Genomic DNA, 20,981 nt, shown 5'->3' on the forward strand with positions numbered 1-20,981 from the left:
TCATAAAATCGATTATTGCACGTTCGCTTTGTTGATCAAGTCAAACAAATCTTTTTTCGTGTCGTTTGGTACTTTACGTACATCAAATTCAACACCAAGGTCACGCATTTTTTCAAATGTAGCAACGTCTTCTTTATCCATAGACAAAACGTTGTTAACCATTGTTTTACCAGTTGAGTGAGCCATTGATCCAACATTAAGAGTTTTGATTGGCACGCCACCTTCGATAGCACGAAGGGCATCTTGAGGTGTTTCAAACAAGATAAGGGCATGTGTTCCTCCGAAGCGAGGATCTTTTGCAACGTCGATTAGTTTTTGGATAGGAACAACATTTGCTTTCACTTTACCTGGAGCTGCTTGTTTAATCAATTCTTTACGTAATTCGTCTTTAGCTACGTTATCTGAAGCAACGATGATACGATCTGCTTTTGAATCTGGAGTCCAAGCAGTTGCAACCTGACCGTGAAGTAGACGAGTGTCTAGACGGGCAAGGTTGATTTTGAGTTTACCGTCTCCGATGACAGTTCCTTCTGGAATAGCAGCTTGGGCAACTGGAGCAGCTGCAGCGCTTGCTACTTCCTCAACTGGGTTTAGCTCTTCTGGAAGAGCTTTGATGCCATCTTTGGCTTCTTTAATGATATTAGCAGCGACTTTTTCTACACCTGCAGCAGCGTCCATGAGGCGCTCTGTGTAGGCTTGAATTAACATCGGTAAGTTAAGTCCTGTGATGATGGCAAACTTACGCTCAGGATTTTCTCCCATCACGCGGCTAGCTTGGTTAAATGGAGATCCACTCCAAAGGTCAGCCAAAACTAGAACCTCATCTTCTGCGTCAAATGCAGCAACAGCGTTATTAAACTTAGCGTATAGATCATCAGGACCTTCATTTGGCATAAAGGTTACAACTTGAACCTTTTCTTGTTCACCAAAGATCATAGATCCTGACTGATGAATACCCGCAGCAAATTCGCCGTGGCTCGCAATAATGATTCCGATACTCATTATTGTCATTCCTCCTTTTTTGTTTTAGTTTTCGTTTAAGAAAACTTTAAGACTTTTTAAGTATAAACCGTTTTCATCTAAAAATCAACTATTTATCATAAAATAATTAAAAAGATTACATCTGAAAATATTGATATATTGAGTTTTAGAGAAGTTTTTTTGAATCCTTATTTAAAAATTTAATATAAAAAAGTTGGAAGCGCATTCCAACTTTTAAAATAGGTTTCTAATAGATTAGTGGGTGAAGTCGAGTACCATACGTCCTTGGATTTGACCTTTTTCCATTTCGTCGAAAATGGCTACGGCATCTTCTATTGGACGTTTTTGAACAACTGGAACTACCAAACCTTCTGCACCGAATTGGAAGGCTTCTTCCAAGTCTTTACGAGTTCCAACGAGAGAACCGATGACTTGGATTCCATCTAGAACGGTTTTTACGATACTGAGTTCCATCATTTCAGAAGGAAGGCCGACAGCGACAACGCGACCACCAGCACGAACTGAGTCAACAGCCTGGTTGAAGGCAACTTTAGACACAGCAGTTACGACAGCTGAATGAGCTCCGCCATCAGTTTTTTCCTTGATGAGTCCAGGTACATCTTCAACTTCGAGGCCGTTAATAACAATGTCAGCTCCTACTTCTTTTGCAAGGGCAAGTTTGTCGTTATTGATATCAACTGCGATGACATGAGCATTGAATACTTTTTTAGCATATTGAACAGCTAGGTTACCAAGACCACCAGCGCCGTAAAGAACAACCCATTGACCTGGTTCAACTTTGGCCTCTTTAATAGCTTTATAGGTTGTTACACCAGCACATGTGATAGAAGAGGCTTGGGCTGGATCAAGTCCGTCAGGAACTTTAACAGCATAGTCTGCAGTTACGATACATTGTTCAGCCATACCACCATCTACTGAGTAGCCGGCATTTTTCACTGTACGGCAAAGGGTTTCGCGACCAGTTGTACAGTATTCGCAAGTGCCACATCCTTCAAAGAACCAAGCAACGCTGACGCGGTCGCCGACTTTAAGGCTTTTAACATCTGGGGCAATTTCTTTAACGATACCAACACCTTCGTGTCCTAGGACGCGGCCTGGTACTTGACCAAAGTCACCATGGGCAACGTGGAGGTCAGTGTGGCAAACACCACAATATTCAATTTCTACAAGTGCTTCCCCAGTTTCAAGTGGACGGAGTACTTTTTCTTCAATAGCAACACCAGTGCTTTCTGGATTTACAACAACAGCTTTCATAGCTATCCTCCTTGATATTAACGGAGAGCAGGAGAAACAGGACTGGATTGATTTTGTATCAACAGAGTCGAGTATGACGAGCTCTCTTGTATTTATATGTGAATTATATCACAAAAGAAAGCCTTTTCCAAGGTTTTGGAGGCAAAAAGTAGAACAATCGATTAACTGGTTGATGAGACTGTGAAAAGAGCACAAAGACCAGCTTGCAAGCTGGTCATACTCTTCGAAAATCTCTTCAAACCACGTCAGCTTCGCCTTGCCGTACTCAAGTACTGCCTACGGCTAGCTTCCTAGTTTGCTCTTTGATTTTCATTGAGTATCAGTATAGGTTATAAGAATAAGTCCTGTAGGGTTTTGGCAACCCCATCTTGGTCATTGGTTAGGGGGAGTTGCTCATCTGCATAAGGGAGCAATTCTGGATTGGCATTTTTCATTGCATAGCCTTTTCCAGCAAAAGATAGCATTTCGGTATCGTTGTGTTCATCTCCAAAGGCAATCAAATCTTTTTTGTCACGATTCATTACCTTGAGCAAGTAGTCTAAGGCGAAGGCCTTAGTGACACCTTTGGGGGTACATTCAAGGATATTGAGCGGACCACCCCAAGTATTAATAGAAAGTTGATGCTGGTAGAAGGCATTCATTTCTTTTGCCAAGGCATACTTGTTAATGGCTCTGGTCTGTAACAGGATACAGTTAGGATCCTTGGTCACCAATTCAGGCTGAAATTGATCTTCAGGATGGAAAGCTTCTACACCAAATAGTTTGGGATTGGCAATTTCTTCATTAGGATTTGTAATGTAGAATTTTTTACGATATTCTCCAGCGATAAAATCGGCTTGAATGTCCTCTGAACGTTGAACCATGTCTAAAAGATATTTTTTGTCTACCGTCAAACACTTTTCAAAATCCCAAACTTGGTCTGGTAAATGAGTAAGGGAGCCGTTGAAATTAATCATAGGAGTGTTTAAGCCTAGTTCACGGTAAAAATCTTTTGACATACGGTAAGGGCGACCTGTCGTAATAATAACCTGATGGCCTTTTTCAGTAACTTTTTTAATAGTTTCTTTGGTAAAGTCAGAAATCTGACTGTCCGAGTTGAGAAGGGTTCCATCCAGGTCAACTGCAATAATTTTTTTCGTCATAGGGACCTTTCTAGTGTCTTTTCAGATAAGATGTCTACTATTATAACAGAAAGCAGGCAGAAAAGCAGATTCCAAACAAAAAATGAAATTTCATCAAATTCTTAAATAAATCAAACAAAGATATTGAAAAAGTGAATGATAAATGATATAATTCTATTATTGTTCGTAAAAATTAAAAGGAGATTGATAATGGACAAATTATTTAAACTAAAAGAGAACGGTACGGACGTTCGTACAGAGGTTCTCGCTGGTTTAACAACTTTCTTTGCAATGAGTTATATTCTCTTTGTAAACCCACAAATTCTTTCGCAAACAGGAATGCCTGCTCAAGGTGTCTTCCTAGCGACGATCATTGGTGCAGTAGCGGGTACCTTGATGATGGCCTTCTATGCTAACTTACCTTATGCTCAAGCGCCAGGTATGGGTCTTAACGCCTTCTTTACATTTACAGTCGTATTTGGACTCGGTTATTCTTGGCAAGAAGCCCTAGCTATGGTCTTCATCTGTGGGATTATCTCATTGATTATTACCTTGACAAATGTTCGTAAAATGATCATTGAATCGATTCCAAATGCTCTTCGCTCAGCTATTTCAGCTGGTATCGGTGTCTTCCTTGCCTATGTAGGGATTAAGAATGCTGGACTTTTGAAATTTACGATTGATCCAGGCAACTATATTGTTGTAGGAGAAGGGGCTGACAAAGCTCAAGCAACGATTGTAGCAAACTCTTCAGCAGTTCCAGGCTTGGTCAGCTTTAATAATCCAGCTGTTTTGGTGGCTCTTGCAGGACTTGCCATTACTATCTTCTTTGTTATCAAAGGGATTAAAGGGGGAATTATCCTCTCTATCTTGACAACAACTGTTCTTGCTATCGCAGTTGGTTTGGTAGATTTGTCTAGTATCGATTTTGCTAATAACCATGTTGGTGCAGCTTTTGAAGACTTGAAGACAGTCTTTGGTGCAGCTCTTGGTTCAGAAGGTTTGGGAGCTTTGATTTCAGATACAGCTCGCTTGCCTGAAACTCTGATGGCTATTCTTGCCTTCTCATTGACAGATATTTTTGACACGATTGGTACCTTGATCGGTACAGGTGAAAAAGTTGGTATCGTAGCGACAAATGGTGAAAATCACCAATCAGCTAAGTTGGATAAGGCTCTTTACTCTGACTTGATTGGTACTTCAATTGGTGCCATCGCTGGTACTTCGAACGTAACGACTTATGTTGAGTCTGCTGCTGGTATCGGTGCAGGTGGACGTACTGGTTTGACAGCCTTGGTCGTGGCAATCTGTTTTGCTATCTCAAGCTTCTTTAGCCCACTTCTAGCGATTGTACCAACAGCCGCTACAGCTCCAATCTTGATTATCGTTGGGATTATGATGTTGGCTAGTTTGAAAAATATCCATTGGGATGATATGGCTGAAGCGGTTCCTGCCTTCTTCACATCTATCTTTATGGGATTCAGCTACTCTATCACTCAAGGGATTGCAGTTGGTTTCTTGACTTACACTTTGACTAAGCTTGTCAAAGGTCAAGCTAAAGATGTTCATGTCATGATTTGGATTTTGGATGCCTTATTTATCCTTAACTACATTAGCATGGCCTTATAATAGGATGACCCAGGGGGATTTTTCCCCTTTTTTAATACAAAGGAGATAGGTGATGAAAGAGAAAAATATGTGGAAAGAATTATTGAATCGTGCAGGTTGGTTGTTAATCTTTTTGCTGGCGACAATTTTATATCAGATTCCTATAGGGGTTACTGCTATTTTAACTTTAAATGCAGTACCACTGTTGCAGTCAGGACTGATAGTTGCTGGTATTTCGATTGTAGTTCTGGCACTATTTATTATTGGAGCTCGTAAAACGCAGTTAGCAAGTTTTAATTTTTCTTTTTTTAGAGCTAAGGATTTGGCACGTTTGGGATTAAGTTATTTAGTCATTATCTGTTCAAATATACTTGGTTCCATTTTATTGCAACTATCAAATGAGACGACAACAGGGAATCAGTCTCAGATTAACGATATGGTTCAGAATAGTTCTCTGATTTCCAGTTTCTTCTTGTTGGCCTTGCTTGCTCCAATTTGTGAGGAAATCTTGTGCCGTGGGATTGTTCCTAAAAAGATTTTCCGAGGCAAGGAGAATTTGGGATTTGTAGTCGGTACGATTGTGTTTGCTTTATTGCATCAACCAAGTAATTTACCTTCTTTATTGATTTATGGAGGTATGTCGATCGTTCTATCTTGGACGGCTTACAAGACCCAACGTTTGGAAATGTCTATCTTACTTCACATGATTGTGAATGGGGTTGCTTTCTGTTTGTTGGCTCTCGTGGTGATTTTGAGTCGGACATTAGGGATCTCTGTTTAAGATTTTTGACAATTGCTTACTTGTTTCTACTGGGAAAAAGATGAATGCAATCGTGTCCATCTTTTTCTTTTTATGGTAAAATAGAGAAATAATATGGTGAAAAGCCTTGAGGGAGTGACCGATATGTCAAGTAAAGCCAATCATGCAAAGACAGCTATTTGCGGAATTATCAATGTAACCCCAGACTCCTTTTCGGACGGTGGTCAATTTTTTGCTCTTGAGCAAGCACTCCAGCAGGCTCGTAAATTGATAGCAGAAGGGGCTAGTATGCTCGATATCGGCGGAGAATCGACTCGGCCGGGAAGAAGCAGCTATGTTGAGATAGAAGAGGAAATCCAGCGTGTTGTTCCAGTGATTAAAGCGATTCGCAAGGAAAGTGATGTCCTCATCTCTATTGATACTTGGAAAAGTCAGGTGGCAGAGGCTGCTTTGGCTGCTGGTGCCAATCTAGTCAATGATATCACTGGTCTCATGGGTGATGAAAAAATGGCCCATGTGGTTGCTAAGGCTGGAGCGAAAGTAATCATTATGTTTAATCCAGTCATGGCTCGACCTCAGCACCCTAGCTCGCTTATCTTTCCTCATTTTGGCTTTGGTCAAGCTTTTACAGAGGAAGAGTTAGCTGACTATGAAAAAATGCCAATCGAAGACTTGATGGAGGCTTTCTTTGACAGAGCCCTAGCGAGAGCGGACGAAGCGGGTATTGCACAAGAAAATATCCTGCTGGATCCAGGAATCGGCTTTGGTCTGACCAAGAAAGAAAATCTGCTCCTTTTACGGGACTTGGATAAACTCCATCAGAAAGGCTATCCAGTCTTTCTTGGAGTTTCGCGCAAGCGGTTTGTCATCAATATCCTAGAAGAAAATGGTTTTGAAGTCAATCCTGAGACAGAACTTGGTTTCCGCAATCGGGATACGGCCTCTGCTCATGTAACCAGTATCGCTGCGAGACAGGGTGTGGAAGTGGTGCGCGTGCATGACGTAGCCAGTCACAAGATGGCGGTTGAAATTGCCTCCGCCATTCGTCTAGCTGATGATGCGGAAAATCTAGATTTAAAACAATACAAATAAGATGAAAGAAATTGAAAACAATCAATGGATTACCAACTACCGGACGGACCGACCACATTTTGGATTGGAACGCATGGTGGAACTGTTAGCTTTGCGTGGCAATCCCCATCTCAAACTCAAGGTCATCCATATCGGAGGAACCAATGGCAAGGGCTCGACCATTGCTTTTTTGAAAAATATGCTGGAAAAGCTAGGCCTGAGAGTTGGGGTGTTCAGCTCGCCCTATCTCATTCATTATACAGACCAGATTAGCATCAATGGGGAATCTATCCCAGAAGCGAGACTAGAAGCCCTCATGGCAGACTATCAGACTTTGCTGGAAGGGGAATCGGCTGCCAATTTGCAGGGGTCAACCGAGTTTGAGATTATCACAGCCATAGCCTATGATTACTTTACCTCAGAGCAAGTAGATGTGGCCATCATGGAAGTGGGCATGGGCGGACTCTTGGATAGTACAAATGTCTGCCAGCCCATTTTGACAGGAATTACAACTATTGGATTGGACCATGTAGCCCTTTTAGGTGACACCTTGGAAGCCATAGCAGAGCAGAAAGCTGGCATTACCAAACAAGGTATTCCCTTGGTGACAGGTCGTATTGCTTCAGAAGCTTTGGCTGTGATTGACCGCATTGCGGAAGGGAAAGATGCTCCGAGATTTGCCTACGGGACAGATTATCAGGTCAGCCATCAAAAGAGTGTGGTTACAGGCGAAGTCTTTGACTATACTAGTTCTCTCAGACAAGGTCGCTTCCAGACTGGACTGCTTGGTTTGCACCAGATAGAGAATGCTGGGATGGCTATAGCTTTACTTGATACTTTTTGTCAAGAAGATGGTCGAGAGCTACCAGCTAATACCTTACTTGCTAAAGCTCTGGAAGAAACAAGATGGCCGGGGCGTCTGGAGGTCGTGTCAAGAGAACCCTTGATGATTTTGGATGGAGCCCACAATCCCCATGCTATCAAGGCTTTATTAGCAACCTTGCAAGAACGCTTTGCGGATTATCGTAAGGAAATCCTCTTTACTTGTATCAAAACCAAGGCCTTGGAGGATATGTTGGACTTGCTGGGGGCCATGCCAGATACTGAGCTTACCCTGACACATTTTGACGATAGTCGGGCGACTGATGAAAACGTGCTGAAAGAGGCAGCCAAGTCTAGAAATCTCAGCTACCAAGGTTGGCAGGGCTTTCTAGAGCAGAAATTGACAGATAAAAAAGAAGAGAAAAAAACAGTTAGGATTGTCACAGGTTCCTTGTATTTCTTGAGCCAAGTGAGAGCCTATCTGATGGAGAGGAAAAACGAAAATGGATACACAAAAGATTGAAGCAGCTGTAAAAATGATTATCGAGGCTGTCGGAGAGGACACTAACCGCGAGGGCTTGCAGGAAACACCTGCTCGTGTGGCTCGTATGTACCAAGAGATTTTTTCAGGTCTTGGTCAAACAGCGGAGGAACATTTGTCAAAATCCTTTGAGATTATTGATGATAATATGGTGGTAGAAAAGGACATCTTTTTCCATACTATGTGTGAACACCACTTTCTACCATTTTATGGGAGAGCACATATTGCCTACATTCCAGATGGTCGTGTGGCAGGTTTGTCTAAGCTAGCCCGTACGGTTGAAGTTTATTCGAAAAAACCACAAATTCAAGAACGATTGAATATCGAAGTAGCCGACGCCTTGATGGACTATCTAGGTGCTAAAGGAGCCTTTGTTGTCATTGAGGCGGAACATATGTGTATGAGCATGCGTGGTGTCAGAAAACCAGGCACTGCAACCTTGACGACAGTAGCTCGTGGTCTATTTGAAACAGATAAGGACCTCCGAGATCAAGCTTATCGTTTAATGGGACTATAATACTCTTTGAAAATCAAATTCAAACCACGTCAGCTTCCATCTGCAACCTCAAAACAGTGTTTTGAGCAGCCTGCGGCTAGCTTCCTAGTTTGCATTTTGATTTTCATTGAGTATAAAAAGAATCCGCTTTGGGCGGATTTTTCTAGAAAGGAATCATTATGGATCAACTGCAGATTAAGGATTTGGAAATTTTTGCCTATCATGGTCTTTTTCCTAGTGAGAAAGAATTAGGGCAAAAGTTTGTCGTTTCAGCTATCCTATTCTATGATATGACTAAGGCGGCTACAGATTTGGATTTAACAGCCTCTGTCCATTACGGAGAACTGTGTCAGCAGTGGACGACTTGGTTTCAGGAGAGCACTGAAGATTTGATTGAAACGGTAGCCTACAAACTGGTAGAACGTACTTTTGAGGCTTATCCTCTTGTCCAAGAAATAAAGCTAGAACTGAAAAAACCTTGGGCGCCAGTGCATTTGCCGCTAGATACTTGCTCGGTAACCATTCATCGCCGCAAGCAACGAGCCTTTATCGCCCTAGGAAGCAATATGGGAGATAAACAAGCAAATTTGAAACAAGCCATTGAGAAAATGCGAGCTCGAGGTATCCATATTCTCAAAGAGTCCAGTGTCTTGACGACGGAGCCTTGGGGTGGTGTGGAGCAAGATAGCTTTGCTAATCAAGTGGTTGAGGTTGAAACCTGGTTGCCCGCCCCAGTTTTATTAGAGACCTTGTTAGCCATTGAGTCAGAGATGGGACGGGTGAGAGAAGTGCATTGGGGACCTCGTTTGATTGATTTGGACTTGCTCTTTGTGGAGGACCAGGTCATTTATACAGACGACCTCATCTTGCCTCATCCTTACATAGCGGAACGCCTTTTTGTCCTTGAATCTCTTCAAGAAATTGCGCCTCATTTTATCCATCCGACATTAAAGCAACCGATCCGCAACTTGTATAATGCTTTGAAACAATAGAAAAAACTCTAGTTTTCAGTTGCTTGTAACTGAAGGCTAGAGTTTTTATACTCTTCGAAAATCTCTTCAAACCACGTCAGCTTCCATCTGCAACCTCAAAACAGTGTTTTGAGCAGCCTGCGGCTAGCTTCCTAGTTTGCTCTTTGATTTTCATTGAGTATTAAAATAGGTCATTTTCTTCTGGGAGGAGGATAGTTTCTCTACCGTCCATATCTAAAACCAGAACTCTCGGGGGATAAAGAGGGTCGAAGGGATGGTTAAAATCAAAATCAATGGCTGTAGGGAGGTGTTGACTTGAAAAGTGGAAGGTAATTTTTCCTTGGTTATTGAGCAATTGAAACTCAAGTTCTTCTTCCAATTCAAAGACATTTTTTAAGAAATGGTCGATGATATACCAAAATGAGTCAATAACGTCATCAGGCAAGCTGGTAACAATGCCAAAACTAGCTGACCGCATGTGGGTATTGGTAAAAGCCATATTTCTTCCCCCTTTCTTTTCCCTTATCATACAGCAAATAGGATTAAAAATCAAGAAAAGGTGATTTTTTCTTCATAAACATAGCTTCCTATGAAATTTTTTCAAATAATCTTCAAAAAACGCTTGAAAGTGTTTACAAATAGTGATAAAATGGAATAAGTGGAATCATGAAAACGAAATTTTCATACCGTCTCTTTTTTTGGAGTCTCGTGAGGTATGATATAGAAAGGAAATGGAATGAATACAGACGATACAGTAACGATTTATGATGTCGCCCGTGAAGCAGGAGTTTCAATGGCGACGGTTAGCCGTGTAGTCAATGGCAATAAGAATGTAAAAGAGAATACTCGTAAAAAAGTGCTTGAGGTGATTGATCGTTTGGATTACCGTCCAAATGCTGTGGCGCGTGGTCTTGCAAGTAAAAAGACAACCACTGTCGGTGTGGTGATCCCAAATATTACCAATGGCTATTTCTCAACGCTTGCTAAAGGGATTGATGATATCGCTGAAATGTACAAGTATAATATCGTTCTTGCTAATAGTGATGAGGATGATGATAAGGAAGTTTCAGTGGTTAATACACTGTTTTCTAAGCAAGTGGATGGTATCATCTTTATGGGGTACCACTTGACTGAAAAAATTCGTTCAGAGTTTTCTCGTTCTCGAACACCAGTTGTTCTTGCAGGAACTGTGGATGTAGAACACCAACTTCCAAGTGTTAATATTGACTACAAACAAGCTACGATTGATGCAGTGACCTACCTTGCTAAAGAAAATGAGCGCATTGCTTTCGTAAGCGGTCCACTAGTGGATGATATCAATGGTAAGGTTCGTTTGGTTGGCTACAAGGAAGCCTTGAAAAAAGCAGGTATTTCTTATAGCGAAGGATTGGTATTTGAGTCTAAATACACTTATGAAGATGGTTATGCCTTGGCAGAACGCTTGATTTCATCAAACGCAACTGCAGCAGTTGTAACAGGTGATGAGCTGGCAGCAGGTGTCTTGAACGGCCTTGCTGATAAGGGTGTATCAGTACCAGAAGAATTTGAAATCATTACTAGTGATGATTCACAAATCTCACGCTTTACCCGTCCAAACTTGACAACTATTGCCCAACCTCTTTATGACCTTGGGGCCATCAGTATGCGTATGTTGACCAAGATTATGCACAAGGAAGAGTTGGAAGAACGTGAAGTTCTCTTACCTCATGGTTTGACAGAACGTCGCTCAACACGAAAACGGAAATAGAAAAAATCAGGGAATCGTGCAGATTTCCTGATTTTGCTTTCTGGAGAAGAGACTTACCCTTCCATATAGTCTTTCAAAGCCTGTCCTCTTAGTCCGGCATTGAGGGCAATGAGGAGTTTCAAACGGGCTTTTTGGGCATTGAGTTCTTTAACAAAGAAAACGCCTGATTTTTGCAACTGTACGCCTCCACCTTGGTAGGCATAAACAGGTTCCGCTATACCGTTAAAGCATCGTGAAACCAGAGCGACTGGGATTCCTTTTTGCAGAAGGCTTTCTAACTTTTCAGCCGTTTCTTTAGGAATATTACCAGCTCCGAAGGCTTGGATAATCAAGCCGTCCAATTGTTCCAAATCCAGCATATCAATCAGCTCATCTGTCATACCTGCATAAGCCGAGATGATAGGGACTAAGCCTTGTATGTGATCAAGGTCAAAGCGAACACGAGGTTCAGCTGTTTTGAAGTAGAGGATTTCCCGCTTCGTAATCAGACCAAGTGGCCCATGTGTTGGGGTCTGGAAGGTGCCGACGTTGGTCGTATGCGTTTTGGTAACATACTTGGCAGCATGAATTTCATCGTTCATAACAACCAAAACCCCTTTGTCAGCAGCCCTGTCATCGCTAGCCACCCGTAAAGCACTCAGATAGTTATAAACACCGTCGCTGCCGAGTTCGTTAGAGCTACGCATGGCCCCTGTTAGAACGATAGGCATATGGGGAACTTCCATGGTATCAAGGAAATAGGCTGTTTCCTCTAAAGTATCGGTCCCGTGTGTGATTACCACTCCATCGTAGTTAGCAGCTTCCTCTTTAATTTTCTGGTAGAGGGCTAGCATATGCTTGGGTTTGATATGGGGGCTTGGCAGGTTAAAAAAGTCTAAGGCGTGGACTTGGATTCCTTCAAGTGGGTTGGACACATGGTTCATGGGATTATCTGAACTCGTCACAACAGCGCCAGAAGCATCGGCCTGCATGGAAATAGTTCCACCCGTATGTAAAACAAGGATTTTCTTAGGCATGATTTACTCACTCTTTCTGAAATGTGGTATAATCATTGTATCACAAAAGGGGAGATTGGGATAGGATGGAAGTCAAAGCGGTTTTTTTTGATATCGATGGAACCTTGGTCAACGATCGCAAGAGTGTTTTGAAATCCACTAAGGACGCGATTAAGATTGTCAAAGAACAAGGGGTGCTTGTCGGCGTAGCGACAGGACGAGGACCTTTTTTTGTTAAGGAATTGATGGACGATTTGGACCTGGATTTTGCGGTAACCTATAATGGCCAGTATATCTTTACTAAAGACAGGGTCTTGTTCACGAGTCCTATTTCCAAGTTACATTTGCGCCAGCTCATTACGTATGCTAAAAAAGAGGGCAAGGAGATTGCCCTAGGGACCAAGGATGCCATGCTGGGTTCTAAAATCATGTCCTTTGGTCTGGGTTCTTTTTCCCAACGAATCAGTCGCTTCGTTCCCTCTGTTTTAACTCGGACAGTGAGTTATTCCTTTAATCGTATGGTCAGCAAGGTTGTTCCCCAAAAGGAAGAAGACCTGCTTGATCTAATGAATCAGCCTATCTACCAAGTCTTGATGCTGATGACGCCAGAAGAATCTGAGAAGGCGGCAGCTGATTTTGAAGACTTGAAATTGACACGTAGCAATCCTTTTGCAGCGGATGTCATCAATCAAGGAAATTCTAAATTGGAAGGCATTCGACGAGTTGGGAAAGAATATGGTTTTGACCTCAACCAAGTGATGGCCTTTGGTGATTCGGATAACGACCTTGAAATGCTGGCTGGTGTCGGTATGTCAGTTGCTATGGGAAATGGTAGTAGCAGTGTCAAGGAAGTTGCCAAACACATCACCACCAGCAATCAGCAAGACGGAATCCACAAGGCCTTGGAACATTTTGGTGTTTTGGCTTCAGAAAAAGTCTTTGTCAGCCGTGACTATCATTTCAATAAGGTCAAGACCTTCCACCACATGATGGATGAACGAACCCAAGAAGAACCTCGAGCTTGGGATTTAGAAGGTGCAACCCACAGGGCTGGCTTTAAAATAGAAGAATTGGTGGAGTTTGTTCGAGCTGCCAGTCCTTCTGAAGAGGACTTTGGTCAAGCTCTATCGCAACTTCATCAGGCTCTTGATAAGGCAGCAGAGAAAGTAGCCAAGAAGACACCTGCTCAGCAAGATTTGATAGGTCAGGTAGATGCCCTGATCGACACGCTTTACTTTACCTACGGTAGTTTTGTCTTGATGGGGGTGGATCCAGAACGTATTTTTGATATTGTTCATCAGGCCAATATGGGGAAAATTTTTCCAGATGGCAAGGCTCATTTTGATCCAGTGACCCATAAAATCTTAAAACCAGATGATTGGGAAGAAAAATATGCTCCAGAACCTGCTATTAAAAAGGAACTGCAGCGCCAGCTCAAGGCTTATGAGCGTCATAAAGAGAGAAATAATACTCAATGAAAATCAAAGAGCAAATTAGGAAACTAGCCGCAGGCTGTACTTGAGTACGGCAAGGCGACGTTGACGTGGTTTGAATTTGATTTTCGAAGAGTATAAATAGTAAACAAAAAGGAGCGCTGAGCTCCTTTTCTTCGTGACTATAGGGTTTTTTCTTGTTCTCTCACAACCAGCAAATCAACCTTAGCATGGCGGAGGATGTATTCAGATGAAGAGCCGACCAAGAGGCGTTCAAAGGCGTTGAGACCAGTTGCGCCAACAAGGATGAGGTCCACTTCCTCAGCATCGGGAATAGTACGTGCCAAGAGGGTTTTTGGATTTCCCATTTCAATGACGATATGAACATCTGCCACACCAGCATCTCTTGCACGTTTTTCGTACTCTTTCATCAGACTTTCAGCGTCGACTTGGAGTTCTTCGTAAACTTCAGCATCAAAGGTGGATACGCTTTGGAGAGCGCGTGTGTCAATGACATGTGCGATGGTGAGTTTAGCGTCGTTTCGTAGAGCAGAATGAACTCCCTTGACAAAAGCCAAGTCCGCTTCTTTAGAACCATCGATTGCGACCATGATATTTTGGTAACGTTGTGCCATAATGAAACCTCCTGAAATTTTCTTACTATAATTGTAAACCTTTTCACTATAGAAGTAAAGCAAAAAAGGTATTTTTTAAAAGAATATTAGCGCTTAAAATCTATATAAATATATGATAAAATAAAAGAAAGGATAGCAGGAAAGAAGTGAAGGGGGGGAGAATGATGAAAAACGCTTTTCAAAAATCAAATTTCCTTTATTATGGAATCATCCTAGTTTCAGTCTTGCTAGAAGTTATCATGGTCTGGCAATTAGAGAGTCTGGTACCGCTTCTTTATCCAGGGTTTATAGGTTTTTTAGTCTTTCATGTACTCTACCATCTAATTTTATTCCTAGTTGCAAAACGAAGTGGGCGTTGGGATTACTTGATGATATGGGGACTTTTCCTCATGTTCAATCTTCTTTATGACTCCTTTTTAGGCTTGCTTTTTCTAGGTTTATCTTTTGGTATGTAATGTGACTTTCGCAAAATACCTGCTATCTCCCCTGTCTTGACCTCGCTTTTAGTGAGGCTTTTCTTCTATACGAAACTAGTAACACATTTCAGTAAACTTGTCGCATTTTCTTTCTAGTGGTATAATGTTACTATCCTGATGAATTGAGGAAACAAGATGAAAGAATATAACAAGTCTAGTAAGTTAGAGCATGTTGCTTATGATATCCGTGGTCCTGTTTTGGAAGAAGCCATGCGAATGCGAGCAAATGGAGAAAAGATTTTACGTCTGAATACAGGAAATCCAGCAGAATTTGGTTTTACAGCGCCAGACGAGGTCATTCATGACTTGATTATGAATGCGCGTGATAGTGAAGGTTACTCTGACTCCAAAGGGATTTTCTCAGCCCGTAAGGCTATCATGCAGTATTGTCAATTGAAGAAATTTCCAAATGTAGATATTGATGATATCTACCTTGGAAATGGTGTTAGTGAATTGATTGTCATGTCTATGCAGGGGCTTTTGGACAACGGGGATGAAGTCTTAGTGCCAATGCCAGACTATCCTCTCTGGACAGCAGCTGTCAGCCTAGCTGGGGGAAATGCCGTTCACTATATCTGTGATGAAGCTGCAGAATGGTATCCAGATATTGACGATATCAAGTCAAAAATCACTTCCAATACCAAGGCGATCATCCTTATCAATCCAAACAACCCAACTGGAGCCCTTTATCCTAAGGAACTTTTGCTGGAGATTATTGAGATTGCCCGTCAAAACGATTTGATTATCTTTGCGGATGAAATTTACGACCGCATGGTCATGGATGGACATGTGCATACGCCTGTGGCGAGCCTGGCACCAGATGTTTTCTGTGTCAGCATGAATGGTCTGTCAAAATCCCACCGTATCGCTGGTTTCCGTGTGGGTTGGATGGTCTTGTCTGGACCTAAGACTCATGTCAAGGGCTATATCGAAGGGCTCAATATGCTATCCAATATGCGCCTTTGCTCTAACGTTTTGGCCCAACAAGTCGTACAAACTTCTTTAGGTGGCCACCAATCGGTCGATGAATTGCTCCTTCCTGGTGGACGAATTTACGAGCAAAGAAATTTCATTTACAATGCCATTCAAGATATTCCAGGTTTGTCTGCGGTTAAACCCAAGGCTGGACTCTATATCTTCCCTAAAATCGACCGCAATATGTACCGTATCGATGATGATGAACAGTTTGTCCTTGATTTCTTGAAGCAGGAAAAGGTTCTCTTGGTTCATGGTCGAGGCTTTAACTGGCAGGAACCAGACCACTTCCGTATCGTTTACCTTCCTCGTGTTGATGAACTAGCCCAAATCCAAGAAAAGATGACTCGTTTCTTGAAACAGTATCGTAGATAGGGCTTACATTCGAAAAAGCTGGAAACATTTGCCTTGAGCTATTGACAAAAGTGAAAGAATCAGATAGAATAGTAAAGTATGTTTAGTAACTGATCACTTTATAGCCGGCTAAACGAATACAAAATCTATGAGGAGGTATTCATCGTGAAACGTACTTATCAACCAAGTAAACTTCGTCGTGCGCGCAAACACGGATTCCGTAACCGTATGTCAACTAAAAACGGTCGTCGCGTATTGGCAGCTCGTCGTCGTAAAGGACGCAAAGTTTTGGCTGCATAATCCAAACGAACCATAACAAAAATCAGTAGGAACTCGAGTCTACTGATTTTTATTTTTGTTAAAAAGTTCAAAAAGGCTTTATATTTTTGCTTAAATAGTGTATAATATTTCACATACTGTAAAAAATGGAGAATAATCATGAAGAAATCAAAAGTTATGCTTTTTGGAGCTATGGCTTTGACAGCAGGTCTAGCTCTAGCGGCATGTGGGTCATCCCAATCAAGCAATGCAGACAAGACATACTCTTATATCTTTGTCAGTAACCCTGATACCTTGGATTACATTACCTCTACACGAGACTCTACATCTAGTATCACAACCAACTTGGTTGATGGTTTGTTGGAAAATGACCAGTATGGCAATCTCATTCCATCTATGGCTGAGTCATGGACCGTGTCAAAAGATGGTTTGACTTACACTTATAAAATCCGTCAGGGGGCTAAATGGTACACTTCTGAAGGAGAAGAGTATGCGGATGTGACGGCTCATGATTTTGTGACTGGTCTCAAGTATGCGGCTGATAAAAAAGCTGAGAACTTGTACTTGGTTCAAGACTCTATCAAGGGACTAGCAGACTATGTTGAAGGGAAATCATCTGATTTTGGAACTGTTGGTGTTAAGGCAGTGGATGATTACACGCTACAATACACCCTCAACCAACCTGAGACTTATTGGAACTCTAAAACAACAGCAAGTATCCTTAGTCCTGTAAATGAAGCCTTCTTGAAGTCTCAGGGAGATGACTTTGGAAGTGTGACACCATCAAGTATCTTGTCAAATGGTCCTTACTTATTTAAATCATTCACATCCAAATCTTTGATTGAACTTGACAAAAACCCTAATTACTGGGATAAGGATAATGTTAAAATTGAGAAAGTGAAACTCTCTTTCTTTGACGGTTCTGACCAAGACAGCATTGCTAGAGGTTTCTTGGATGGTAATTATACAGATGGCCGTATCTTCCCAACAAGTTCAGTATTTGCTGAACTTAAGAAGGGAAATGAGGACAAGATTACCTACACACCGCAAAACTCAGTTACTTTCTATTATCTTTTCAACGTGAATCGTCAAAGCTACAAGCAGACTATGAAACAGTCTGATAAGGAAAAGACAGATTCACGCGCAGCTATGCAAAATAAAGATTTCCGTCAGGCTATCAACTTTGCCTTTGATCGTCATGCCTATGCAGCACAGACAAATGGTGAAGATGGAGCAGACCGTATCTTGCGTAATACGATTACACCAAGTAACTTTGTTCAAGTTGGTGATAAGAACTTCGGTGATGTTGTTAATGAGAAAATTGTCAATTATGGTAAAGATTGGGCAAATATCAATCTAAACGATGCTAAGCAAGCCTTCTTGAATCCTGAAAAAGCCAAAGAGAAGTTTGCCAAGGCCAAAGAAAGTCTGCAAGCACAGGGAGTAACTTTCCCAATTCATTTGGATATGCCAGTTGACCAGACTGCTAAATTAGATGTGCAACAGGCCGGCTCTTTCAAACAAACAGTGGAAGAAACCCTTGGCAAGGAGAATGTAGTTATTGATGTTATCCAACTTTCTCCAGATGAAAAAGACCAGGCAACCTACTTTGCAGATACAGCAGAACAAAAAGACTACGATATCGACATCTCAGGATGGGGTGGAGATTACTCAGATCCGAAGACTTACCTATCCATCCTTGATCCAGAGACAGGTTCTCAGTTGAAAAACATGGGCTTGTCTGAAGGAAAAGACAAGGAAGTTAAGGACAAGATTGGTCTTTCTGACTATAAGAAACTCTTGGATCAGGCAGACGCGGAAATCACAGATACTCAAGCTCGCTATGAAAAATATGCTGAAGCCCAAGCTTGGTTGACAGATAGTGCCCTCTTCCTACCAGTTCAAAGTGGTGGAGCTAACCCAATCTTCCGTAAGACTGTACCGTTTACAGGTCCATTCTCATTCGTTGGTCATAAGGGAAATGCGGACAACTACAAATATGTTGAATTGCAAAAAGAGCCAGTAACTGCTAAACAGTACCAAGAACTCTATGAAAAATGGCTGAAAGAAAAAGCTGAGTCAAATAAAAAAGCTCAGGAAGATTTAGCTAACCACATTCAATGATATTCCTAGTCATGCTTTTCAGTTAATACTCTTCGAAAATCTCTTCAAACAACGTCAGCGTTGCCTTACCGTAGGTATGTTACTGACTTCGTCAGTTCTATCCACAACCTCAAAACAGTGTTTTGAGCTGACTTCGTCAGTTCTGTCTGCAACCTCAAAACAGTGTTTTGAGCTGACTTCGTCAGTTTCATCTACAACCTCAAAGCAGTGCTTTGAGCAGCCTGTGGCTAGCTTCCTAGTTTGCTCTTTGATTTTCATTGAGTATAAGCATAGTGGATGGATTCAGAAAAAGGCCTTACCAGACGCTTATTGGTTCTGGTAGGGCCTTTTCTTTATTCTTTTAAGTGATAAGAGTAGCTAGCGACAACGACGTCTTGGTGCCAACGGAGGGAATATTTGAGTTTGAGACTCATCTGATTATGCAGGATATTTTGCCAAGGTTTATTTGGGATAAACTGGGGAACGAGGACAGTGACTGTATAGTTCTTTTTCTGAGCTTCCTCGGAAATCCGTTTGACATACTTGACAGTAGGGGTGATGATGTCGCGGTAGCTGGTTTTGATATTTTTCAGAGTAATGGTTGGGAAGTAATCGGCAAATTCTTGGAGAATTTCTTGGTCTTTTTCTGCTGTTTCTTTAGTAGAAATATGCATGGCGAGGACTTCGTCACCGATACTTTGGGCGTAGTTAATGGCTCCGACACTGACTCGGGTGACATTTCCTACTAGGACGAGAACTAGATTTCCATCGTAGGTACGTTTTTCGATGCCTTCATAGAGTCGTAGTTGTTGGGCCACTTTTTGGTAATGACTGTGAATCGCCAAGAAGAGTAGGGTGAGTACGAGAATAATCGGGAAGAAAGGCCAGATATCACTGAGACGGAAAAAGAGCAGGATTAGCACGATAGCGTAGCAAATGATAGCTCCAAGGATATTGGCAAGGGCAGGTTTTAAGAAATTTGCCCCTTTTTCTTTTTTCCAATGGAGAATCATCCCAGTCTGAGAAAGGGCAAAGGGAACGAAAACCCCGATAGTATAAAGAGGAATCAAACGTTCGGTATTACCATTAAAAATGAGAAGAAGAATCATAGCCCCAAATGCCAGAGTTAAGATTCCGTTGGAGTAGCCTAGTCGGTCTCCTTTTTCCATAAATAGATGAGGCATGTACTTGTTTTTAGCCATATTATAGGCCAGCATAGGGAAGGCTGAAAAGCCGGTATTTGCAGCTACGGCCAAAATTAAGGCTGTGGAGAATTGGAAGGTATAATAGCCAAGGTGGCCTAAGAAGGAATTACCAAGGATACCTTGAGCCATCTGTGAGAGGATGGTTTCTCCGTGTTGCGGCATAATTCCCATCCAGTAGTTTAGGAAGGTAATACCAGCAAACAGAAAACCTAAAATCAGTGACATGATGGTCAAGGTCTGAGCTGCATTCTTTTCTTTCGGAGCCTTGAAAAAGGGAACGGCATTTGAAATAGCTTCAACCCCTGTCAGAGAGGCAGAACCACTGGTAAAGGCTCTTAGAATGAGAACGATAGACAGACTCGGTACAGCATGCCCAATAGGTGAAGTTGCCTGATAGCTGAGAGAACCTGCCACTAGTTGAAAGATTCCATAGAGCAAGAGAAAGACAGTGCTGATGATAAAGAGATAGACAGGAATCATCAGTGAACTGGCAGATTCTTTTAAGCCCCGTAAATTCAAGAGCATAAGCAAGCAAACTAGAAAAATGGAAATGTGGAGGTTGTAAGGGTGGAGAGCAGGGAGAGCTGCTGTGATAGCATCGGCTCCAGATGACACCGATACCGCCACAGTCAGCATGTAGTCAACTAGCAGACTACCTCCAGCGATTAAGCCAAGTTCGGGCGATAGATTTTCTCGAGTAACCATATAGGCCCCTCCCCCTTGAGGGTAGGCATGGATGATTTGACGGTAGGAGACGGTCAGGCTAGCTAGGAGCAGGAGGACAAAGAGGCCGATAGGAAGGCTCCACCATATCGCAAGAGGAGAGAGACTAGCCAAGACGAGGACTACTTGCTCAGGCCCATAGGCAATGGAAGATAGAGCGTCGCTTGACAACATGGCCAAGGCCTGCATTTTTCCCAGCAGACCTCCCTCGCCTTCTGTTAAGGACTTAAGAGGACGACCGATAAAAGTCTGTTTTAATTTTGTAAACATTGTATTTTCCTTTTCTGAAAATTTCAATAAGTGCTATTATACTGCTTTGAGAAAATAGCGTCAAGAGACGACGATGGATTTTAGAATATTTTGTACAGATGAGGAGAGAGGTCAGTTTTTTTGCTATAATAGTAGATAGA

19 protein-coding genes are annotated in these 20,981 nt (G+C 42.0%); 12 read left to right on the forward strand and 7 right to left on the reverse strand.

The genetic code is table 11. From position 1 onward, the window contains the following. Window positions 1-12 precede the first annotated feature (12 nt). From ACLNCW_RS07580 to ACLNCW_RS07590, 3 genes are all read right to left on the reverse strand, one after another. Window positions 13-1,002, reverse strand: a complete 990-nt coding sequence (locus tag ACLNCW_RS07580) for a PTS sugar transporter subunit IIB (protein WP_004258131.1) — start codon at window positions 1,000-1,002, stop codon at window positions 13-15. 234 nt (window positions 1,003-1,236) lie between these two features. Then, the gene (gene adhP, locus ACLNCW_RS07585) at window positions 1,237-2,256 is read right to left on the reverse strand and encodes an alcohol dehydrogenase AdhP (RefSeq protein ID WP_000649144.1); all 1,020 of its coding nucleotides are present in this window, start codon (window positions 2,254-2,256) and stop codon (window positions 1,237-1,239) included. A 329-nt stretch (window positions 2,257-2,585) separates the two neighbouring features. Continuing rightward, window positions 2,586-3,398: a Cof-type HAD-IIB family hydrolase gene (locus tag ACLNCW_RS07590; protein WP_424845815.1), complete on the reverse strand. Its 813-nt coding sequence runs from the start codon at window positions 3,396-3,398 to the stop codon at window positions 2,586-2,588. A gap of 189 nt (window positions 3,399-3,587) precedes the next feature. Between ACLNCW_RS07590 and ACLNCW_RS07595 the strand changes: the two genes are divergently transcribed. The 6 genes from ACLNCW_RS07595 to folK all read left to right on the forward strand — a co-directional run bounded on the left by ACLNCW_RS07595 (window position 3,588) and on the right by folK (window position 9,667). Then, entirely contained in the window at window positions 3,588-5,006 is a 1,419-nt protein-coding gene (locus ACLNCW_RS07595; protein WP_049547108.1) for an NCS2 family permease, read from the forward strand. 52 nt (window positions 5,007-5,058) lie between these two features. Beyond that, the gene (locus tag ACLNCW_RS07600; RefSeq protein ID WP_424845817.1) at window positions 5,059-5,766 is read left to right on the forward strand and encodes a lysostaphin resistance A-like protein; all 708 of its coding nucleotides are present in this window, start codon (window positions 5,059-5,061) and stop codon (window positions 5,764-5,766) included. 93 nt (window positions 5,767-5,859) lie between these two features. Next, window positions 5,860-6,837, forward strand: coding sequence for a dihydropteroate synthase (gene folP, locus ACLNCW_RS07605; RefSeq protein WP_424845819.1), 978 nt, complete (start codon window positions 5,860-5,862; stop codon window positions 6,835-6,837). 1 nt (window position 6,838) lies between these two features. After that, on the forward strand, window positions 6,839-8,161 hold the full coding sequence (locus ACLNCW_RS07610) for a bifunctional folylpolyglutamate synthase/dihydrofolate synthase (protein ID WP_424845821.1): 1,323 nt from the start codon (window positions 6,839-6,841) through the stop codon (window positions 8,159-8,161). Next, complete coding sequence (gene folE, locus ACLNCW_RS07615) at window positions 8,142-8,696, forward strand: GTP cyclohydrolase I FolE (RefSeq protein WP_000380919.1); 555 nt, start codon at window positions 8,142-8,144, stop codon at window positions 8,694-8,696. Before ACLNCW_RS07610 ends, folE begins: the two co-directional genes overlap by 20 nt. A gap of 158 nt (window positions 8,697-8,854) precedes the next feature. Then, the gene (gene folK, locus ACLNCW_RS07620) at window positions 8,855-9,667 is read left to right on the forward strand and encodes a 2-amino-4-hydroxy-6-hydroxymethyldihydropteridine diphosphokinase (RefSeq protein ID WP_218493858.1); all 813 of its coding nucleotides are present in this window, start codon (window positions 8,855-8,857) and stop codon (window positions 9,665-9,667) included. Between the two features lie 160 nt (window positions 9,668-9,827). On the opposite strand, the gene ACLNCW_RS07625 is transcribed toward folK, so the two are convergent. Further along, entirely contained in the window at window positions 9,828-10,145 is a 318-nt protein-coding gene (locus ACLNCW_RS07625) for a DUF960 domain-containing protein (protein WP_000886035.1), read from the reverse strand. Between the two features lie 237 nt (window positions 10,146-10,382). On the opposite strand from ACLNCW_RS07625, the gene ccpA reads away from it, so the two are divergent. Beyond that, entirely contained in the window at window positions 10,383-11,393 is a 1,011-nt protein-coding gene (gene ccpA / locus ACLNCW_RS07630) for a catabolite control protein A (protein WP_001090627.1), read from the forward strand. A 53-nt stretch (window positions 11,394-11,446) separates the two neighbouring features. On the opposite strand, the gene ACLNCW_RS07635 is transcribed toward ccpA, so the two are convergent. Then, window positions 11,447-12,409 carry an asparaginase gene (locus tag ACLNCW_RS07635; RefSeq protein ID WP_033684733.1) on the reverse strand — a complete coding sequence of 321 codons (963 nt, stop codon included), beginning with the start codon at window positions 12,407-12,409 and terminating at the stop codon, window positions 11,447-11,449. Between the two features lie 65 nt (window positions 12,410-12,474). Here ACLNCW_RS07635 and ACLNCW_RS07640 point away from each other — a divergent pair, with 65 nt between their 5' ends. After that, on the forward strand, window positions 12,475-13,866 hold the full coding sequence (locus tag ACLNCW_RS07640) for a Cof-type HAD-IIB family hydrolase (protein ID WP_424845825.1): 1,392 nt from the start codon (window positions 12,475-12,477) through the stop codon (window positions 13,864-13,866). Window positions 13,867-14,003: 137 nt separating this feature from the next. Here the strand turns inward: ACLNCW_RS07640 and ACLNCW_RS07645 are convergent, their stop codons facing one another. Beyond that, the gene (locus tag ACLNCW_RS07645) at window positions 14,004-14,456 is read right to left on the reverse strand and encodes a universal stress protein (protein ID WP_024058091.1); all 453 of its coding nucleotides are present in this window, start codon (window positions 14,454-14,456) and stop codon (window positions 14,004-14,006) included. A gap of 161 nt (window positions 14,457-14,617) precedes the next feature. On the opposite strand from ACLNCW_RS07645, the gene ACLNCW_RS07650 reads away from it, so the two are divergent. From ACLNCW_RS07650 to ACLNCW_RS07665, 4 genes are all read left to right on the forward strand, one after another. Continuing rightward, window positions 14,618-14,911: a hypothetical protein gene (locus ACLNCW_RS07650; RefSeq protein WP_023947049.1), complete on the forward strand. Its 294-nt coding sequence runs from the start codon at window positions 14,618-14,620 to the stop codon at window positions 14,909-14,911. A 156-nt stretch (window positions 14,912-15,067) separates the two neighbouring features. Continuing rightward, complete coding sequence (locus tag ACLNCW_RS07655; RefSeq protein WP_033687296.1) at window positions 15,068-16,282, forward strand: pyridoxal phosphate-dependent aminotransferase; 1,215 nt, start codon at window positions 15,068-15,070, stop codon at window positions 16,280-16,282. Window positions 16,283-16,426: 144 nt separating this feature from the next. Further along, complete coding sequence (rpmH, locus tag ACLNCW_RS07660) at window positions 16,427-16,561, forward strand: 50S ribosomal protein L34 (RefSeq protein WP_000831905.1); 135 nt, start codon at window positions 16,427-16,429, stop codon at window positions 16,559-16,561. Between the two features lie 138 nt (window positions 16,562-16,699). Further along, the gene (locus ACLNCW_RS07665; protein ID WP_424845828.1) at window positions 16,700-18,664 is read left to right on the forward strand and encodes a peptide ABC transporter substrate-binding protein; all 1,965 of its coding nucleotides are present in this window, start codon (window positions 16,700-16,702) and stop codon (window positions 18,662-18,664) included. Window positions 18,665-18,996: 332 nt separating this feature from the next. Here the strand turns inward: ACLNCW_RS07665 and ACLNCW_RS07670 are convergent, their stop codons facing one another. After that, complete coding sequence (locus ACLNCW_RS07670; protein WP_424845830.1) at window positions 18,997-20,841, reverse strand: APC family permease; 1,845 nt, start codon at window positions 20,839-20,841, stop codon at window positions 18,997-18,999. Between the last annotated feature and the right edge of the window lie 140 nt (window positions 20,842-20,981).

The sequence above is a fragment of the Streptococcus sp. CL6.22 genome (assembly GCF_049738055.1).
GTDB classification, from domain to species: Bacteria; Bacillota; Bacilli; order Lactobacillales; family Streptococcaceae; genus Streptococcus; species Streptococcus mitis_DJ.

Excerpts from the sequence above, each read along its gene's own strand:
- ACLNCW_RS07670 (WP_424845830.1), bottom strand. The coding sequence starts at position 20,841 with ATGTTTACAAAATTAAAACAGACTTTTATCGGTCGTCCTCTTAAGTCC.
- ccpA (WP_001090627.1), top strand. The coding sequence starts at position 10,383 with ATGAATACAGACGATACAGTAACGATTTATGATGTCGCCCGTGAAGCA.
- ACLNCW_RS07650 (WP_023947049.1), top strand. The coding sequence starts at position 14,618 with ATGATGAAAAACGCTTTTCAAAAATCAAATTTCCTTTATTATGGAATC.
- ACLNCW_RS07640 (WP_424845825.1), top strand. The coding sequence starts at position 12,475 with ATGGAAGTCAAAGCGGTTTTTTTTGATATCGATGGAACCTTGGTCAAC.
- ACLNCW_RS07590 (WP_424845815.1), bottom strand. The coding sequence starts at position 3,398 with ATGACGAAAAAAATTATTGCAGTTGACCTGGATGGAACCCTTCTCAAC.
- folK (WP_218493858.1), top strand. The coding sequence starts at position 8,855 with ATGGATCAACTGCAGATTAAGGATTTGGAAATTTTTGCCTATCATGGT.
- ACLNCW_RS07595 (WP_049547108.1), top strand. The coding sequence starts at position 3,588 with ATGGACAAATTATTTAAACTAAAAGAGAACGGTACGGACGTTCGTACA.
- ACLNCW_RS07600 (WP_424845817.1), top strand. The coding sequence starts at position 5,059 with ATGAAAGAGAAAAATATGTGGAAAGAATTATTGAATCGTGCAGGTTGG.
- folP (WP_424845819.1), top strand. The coding sequence starts at position 5,860 with ATGGTGAAAAGCCTTGAGGGAGTGACCGATATGTCAAGTAAAGCCAAT.
- adhP (WP_000649144.1), bottom strand. The coding sequence starts at position 2,256 with ATGAAAGCTGTTGTTGTAAATCCAGAAAGCACTGGTGTTGCTATTGAA.
- ACLNCW_RS07635 (WP_033684733.1), bottom strand. The coding sequence starts at position 12,409 with ATGCCTAAGAAAATCCTTGTTTTACATACGGGTGGAACTATTTCCATG.
- ACLNCW_RS07610 (WP_424845821.1), top strand. The coding sequence starts at position 6,839 with ATGAAAGAAATTGAAAACAATCAATGGATTACCAACTACCGGACGGAC.
- ACLNCW_RS07625 (WP_000886035.1), bottom strand. The coding sequence starts at position 10,145 with ATGGCTTTTACCAATACCCACATGCGGTCAGCTAGTTTTGGCATTGTT.
- ACLNCW_RS07665 (WP_424845828.1), top strand. The coding sequence starts at position 16,700 with ATGAAGAAATCAAAAGTTATGCTTTTTGGAGCTATGGCTTTGACAGCA.
- folE (WP_000380919.1), top strand. The coding sequence starts at position 8,142 with ATGGATACACAAAAGATTGAAGCAGCTGTAAAAATGATTATCGAGGCT.
- ACLNCW_RS07655 (WP_033687296.1), top strand. The coding sequence starts at position 15,068 with ATGAAAGAATATAACAAGTCTAGTAAGTTAGAGCATGTTGCTTATGAT.
- ACLNCW_RS07645 (WP_024058091.1), bottom strand. The coding sequence starts at position 14,456 with ATGGCACAACGTTACCAAAATATCATGGTCGCAATCGATGGTTCTAAA.
- ACLNCW_RS07580 (WP_004258131.1), bottom strand. The coding sequence starts at position 1,002 with ATGAGTATCGGAATCATTATTGCGAGCCACGGCGAATTTGCTGCGGGT.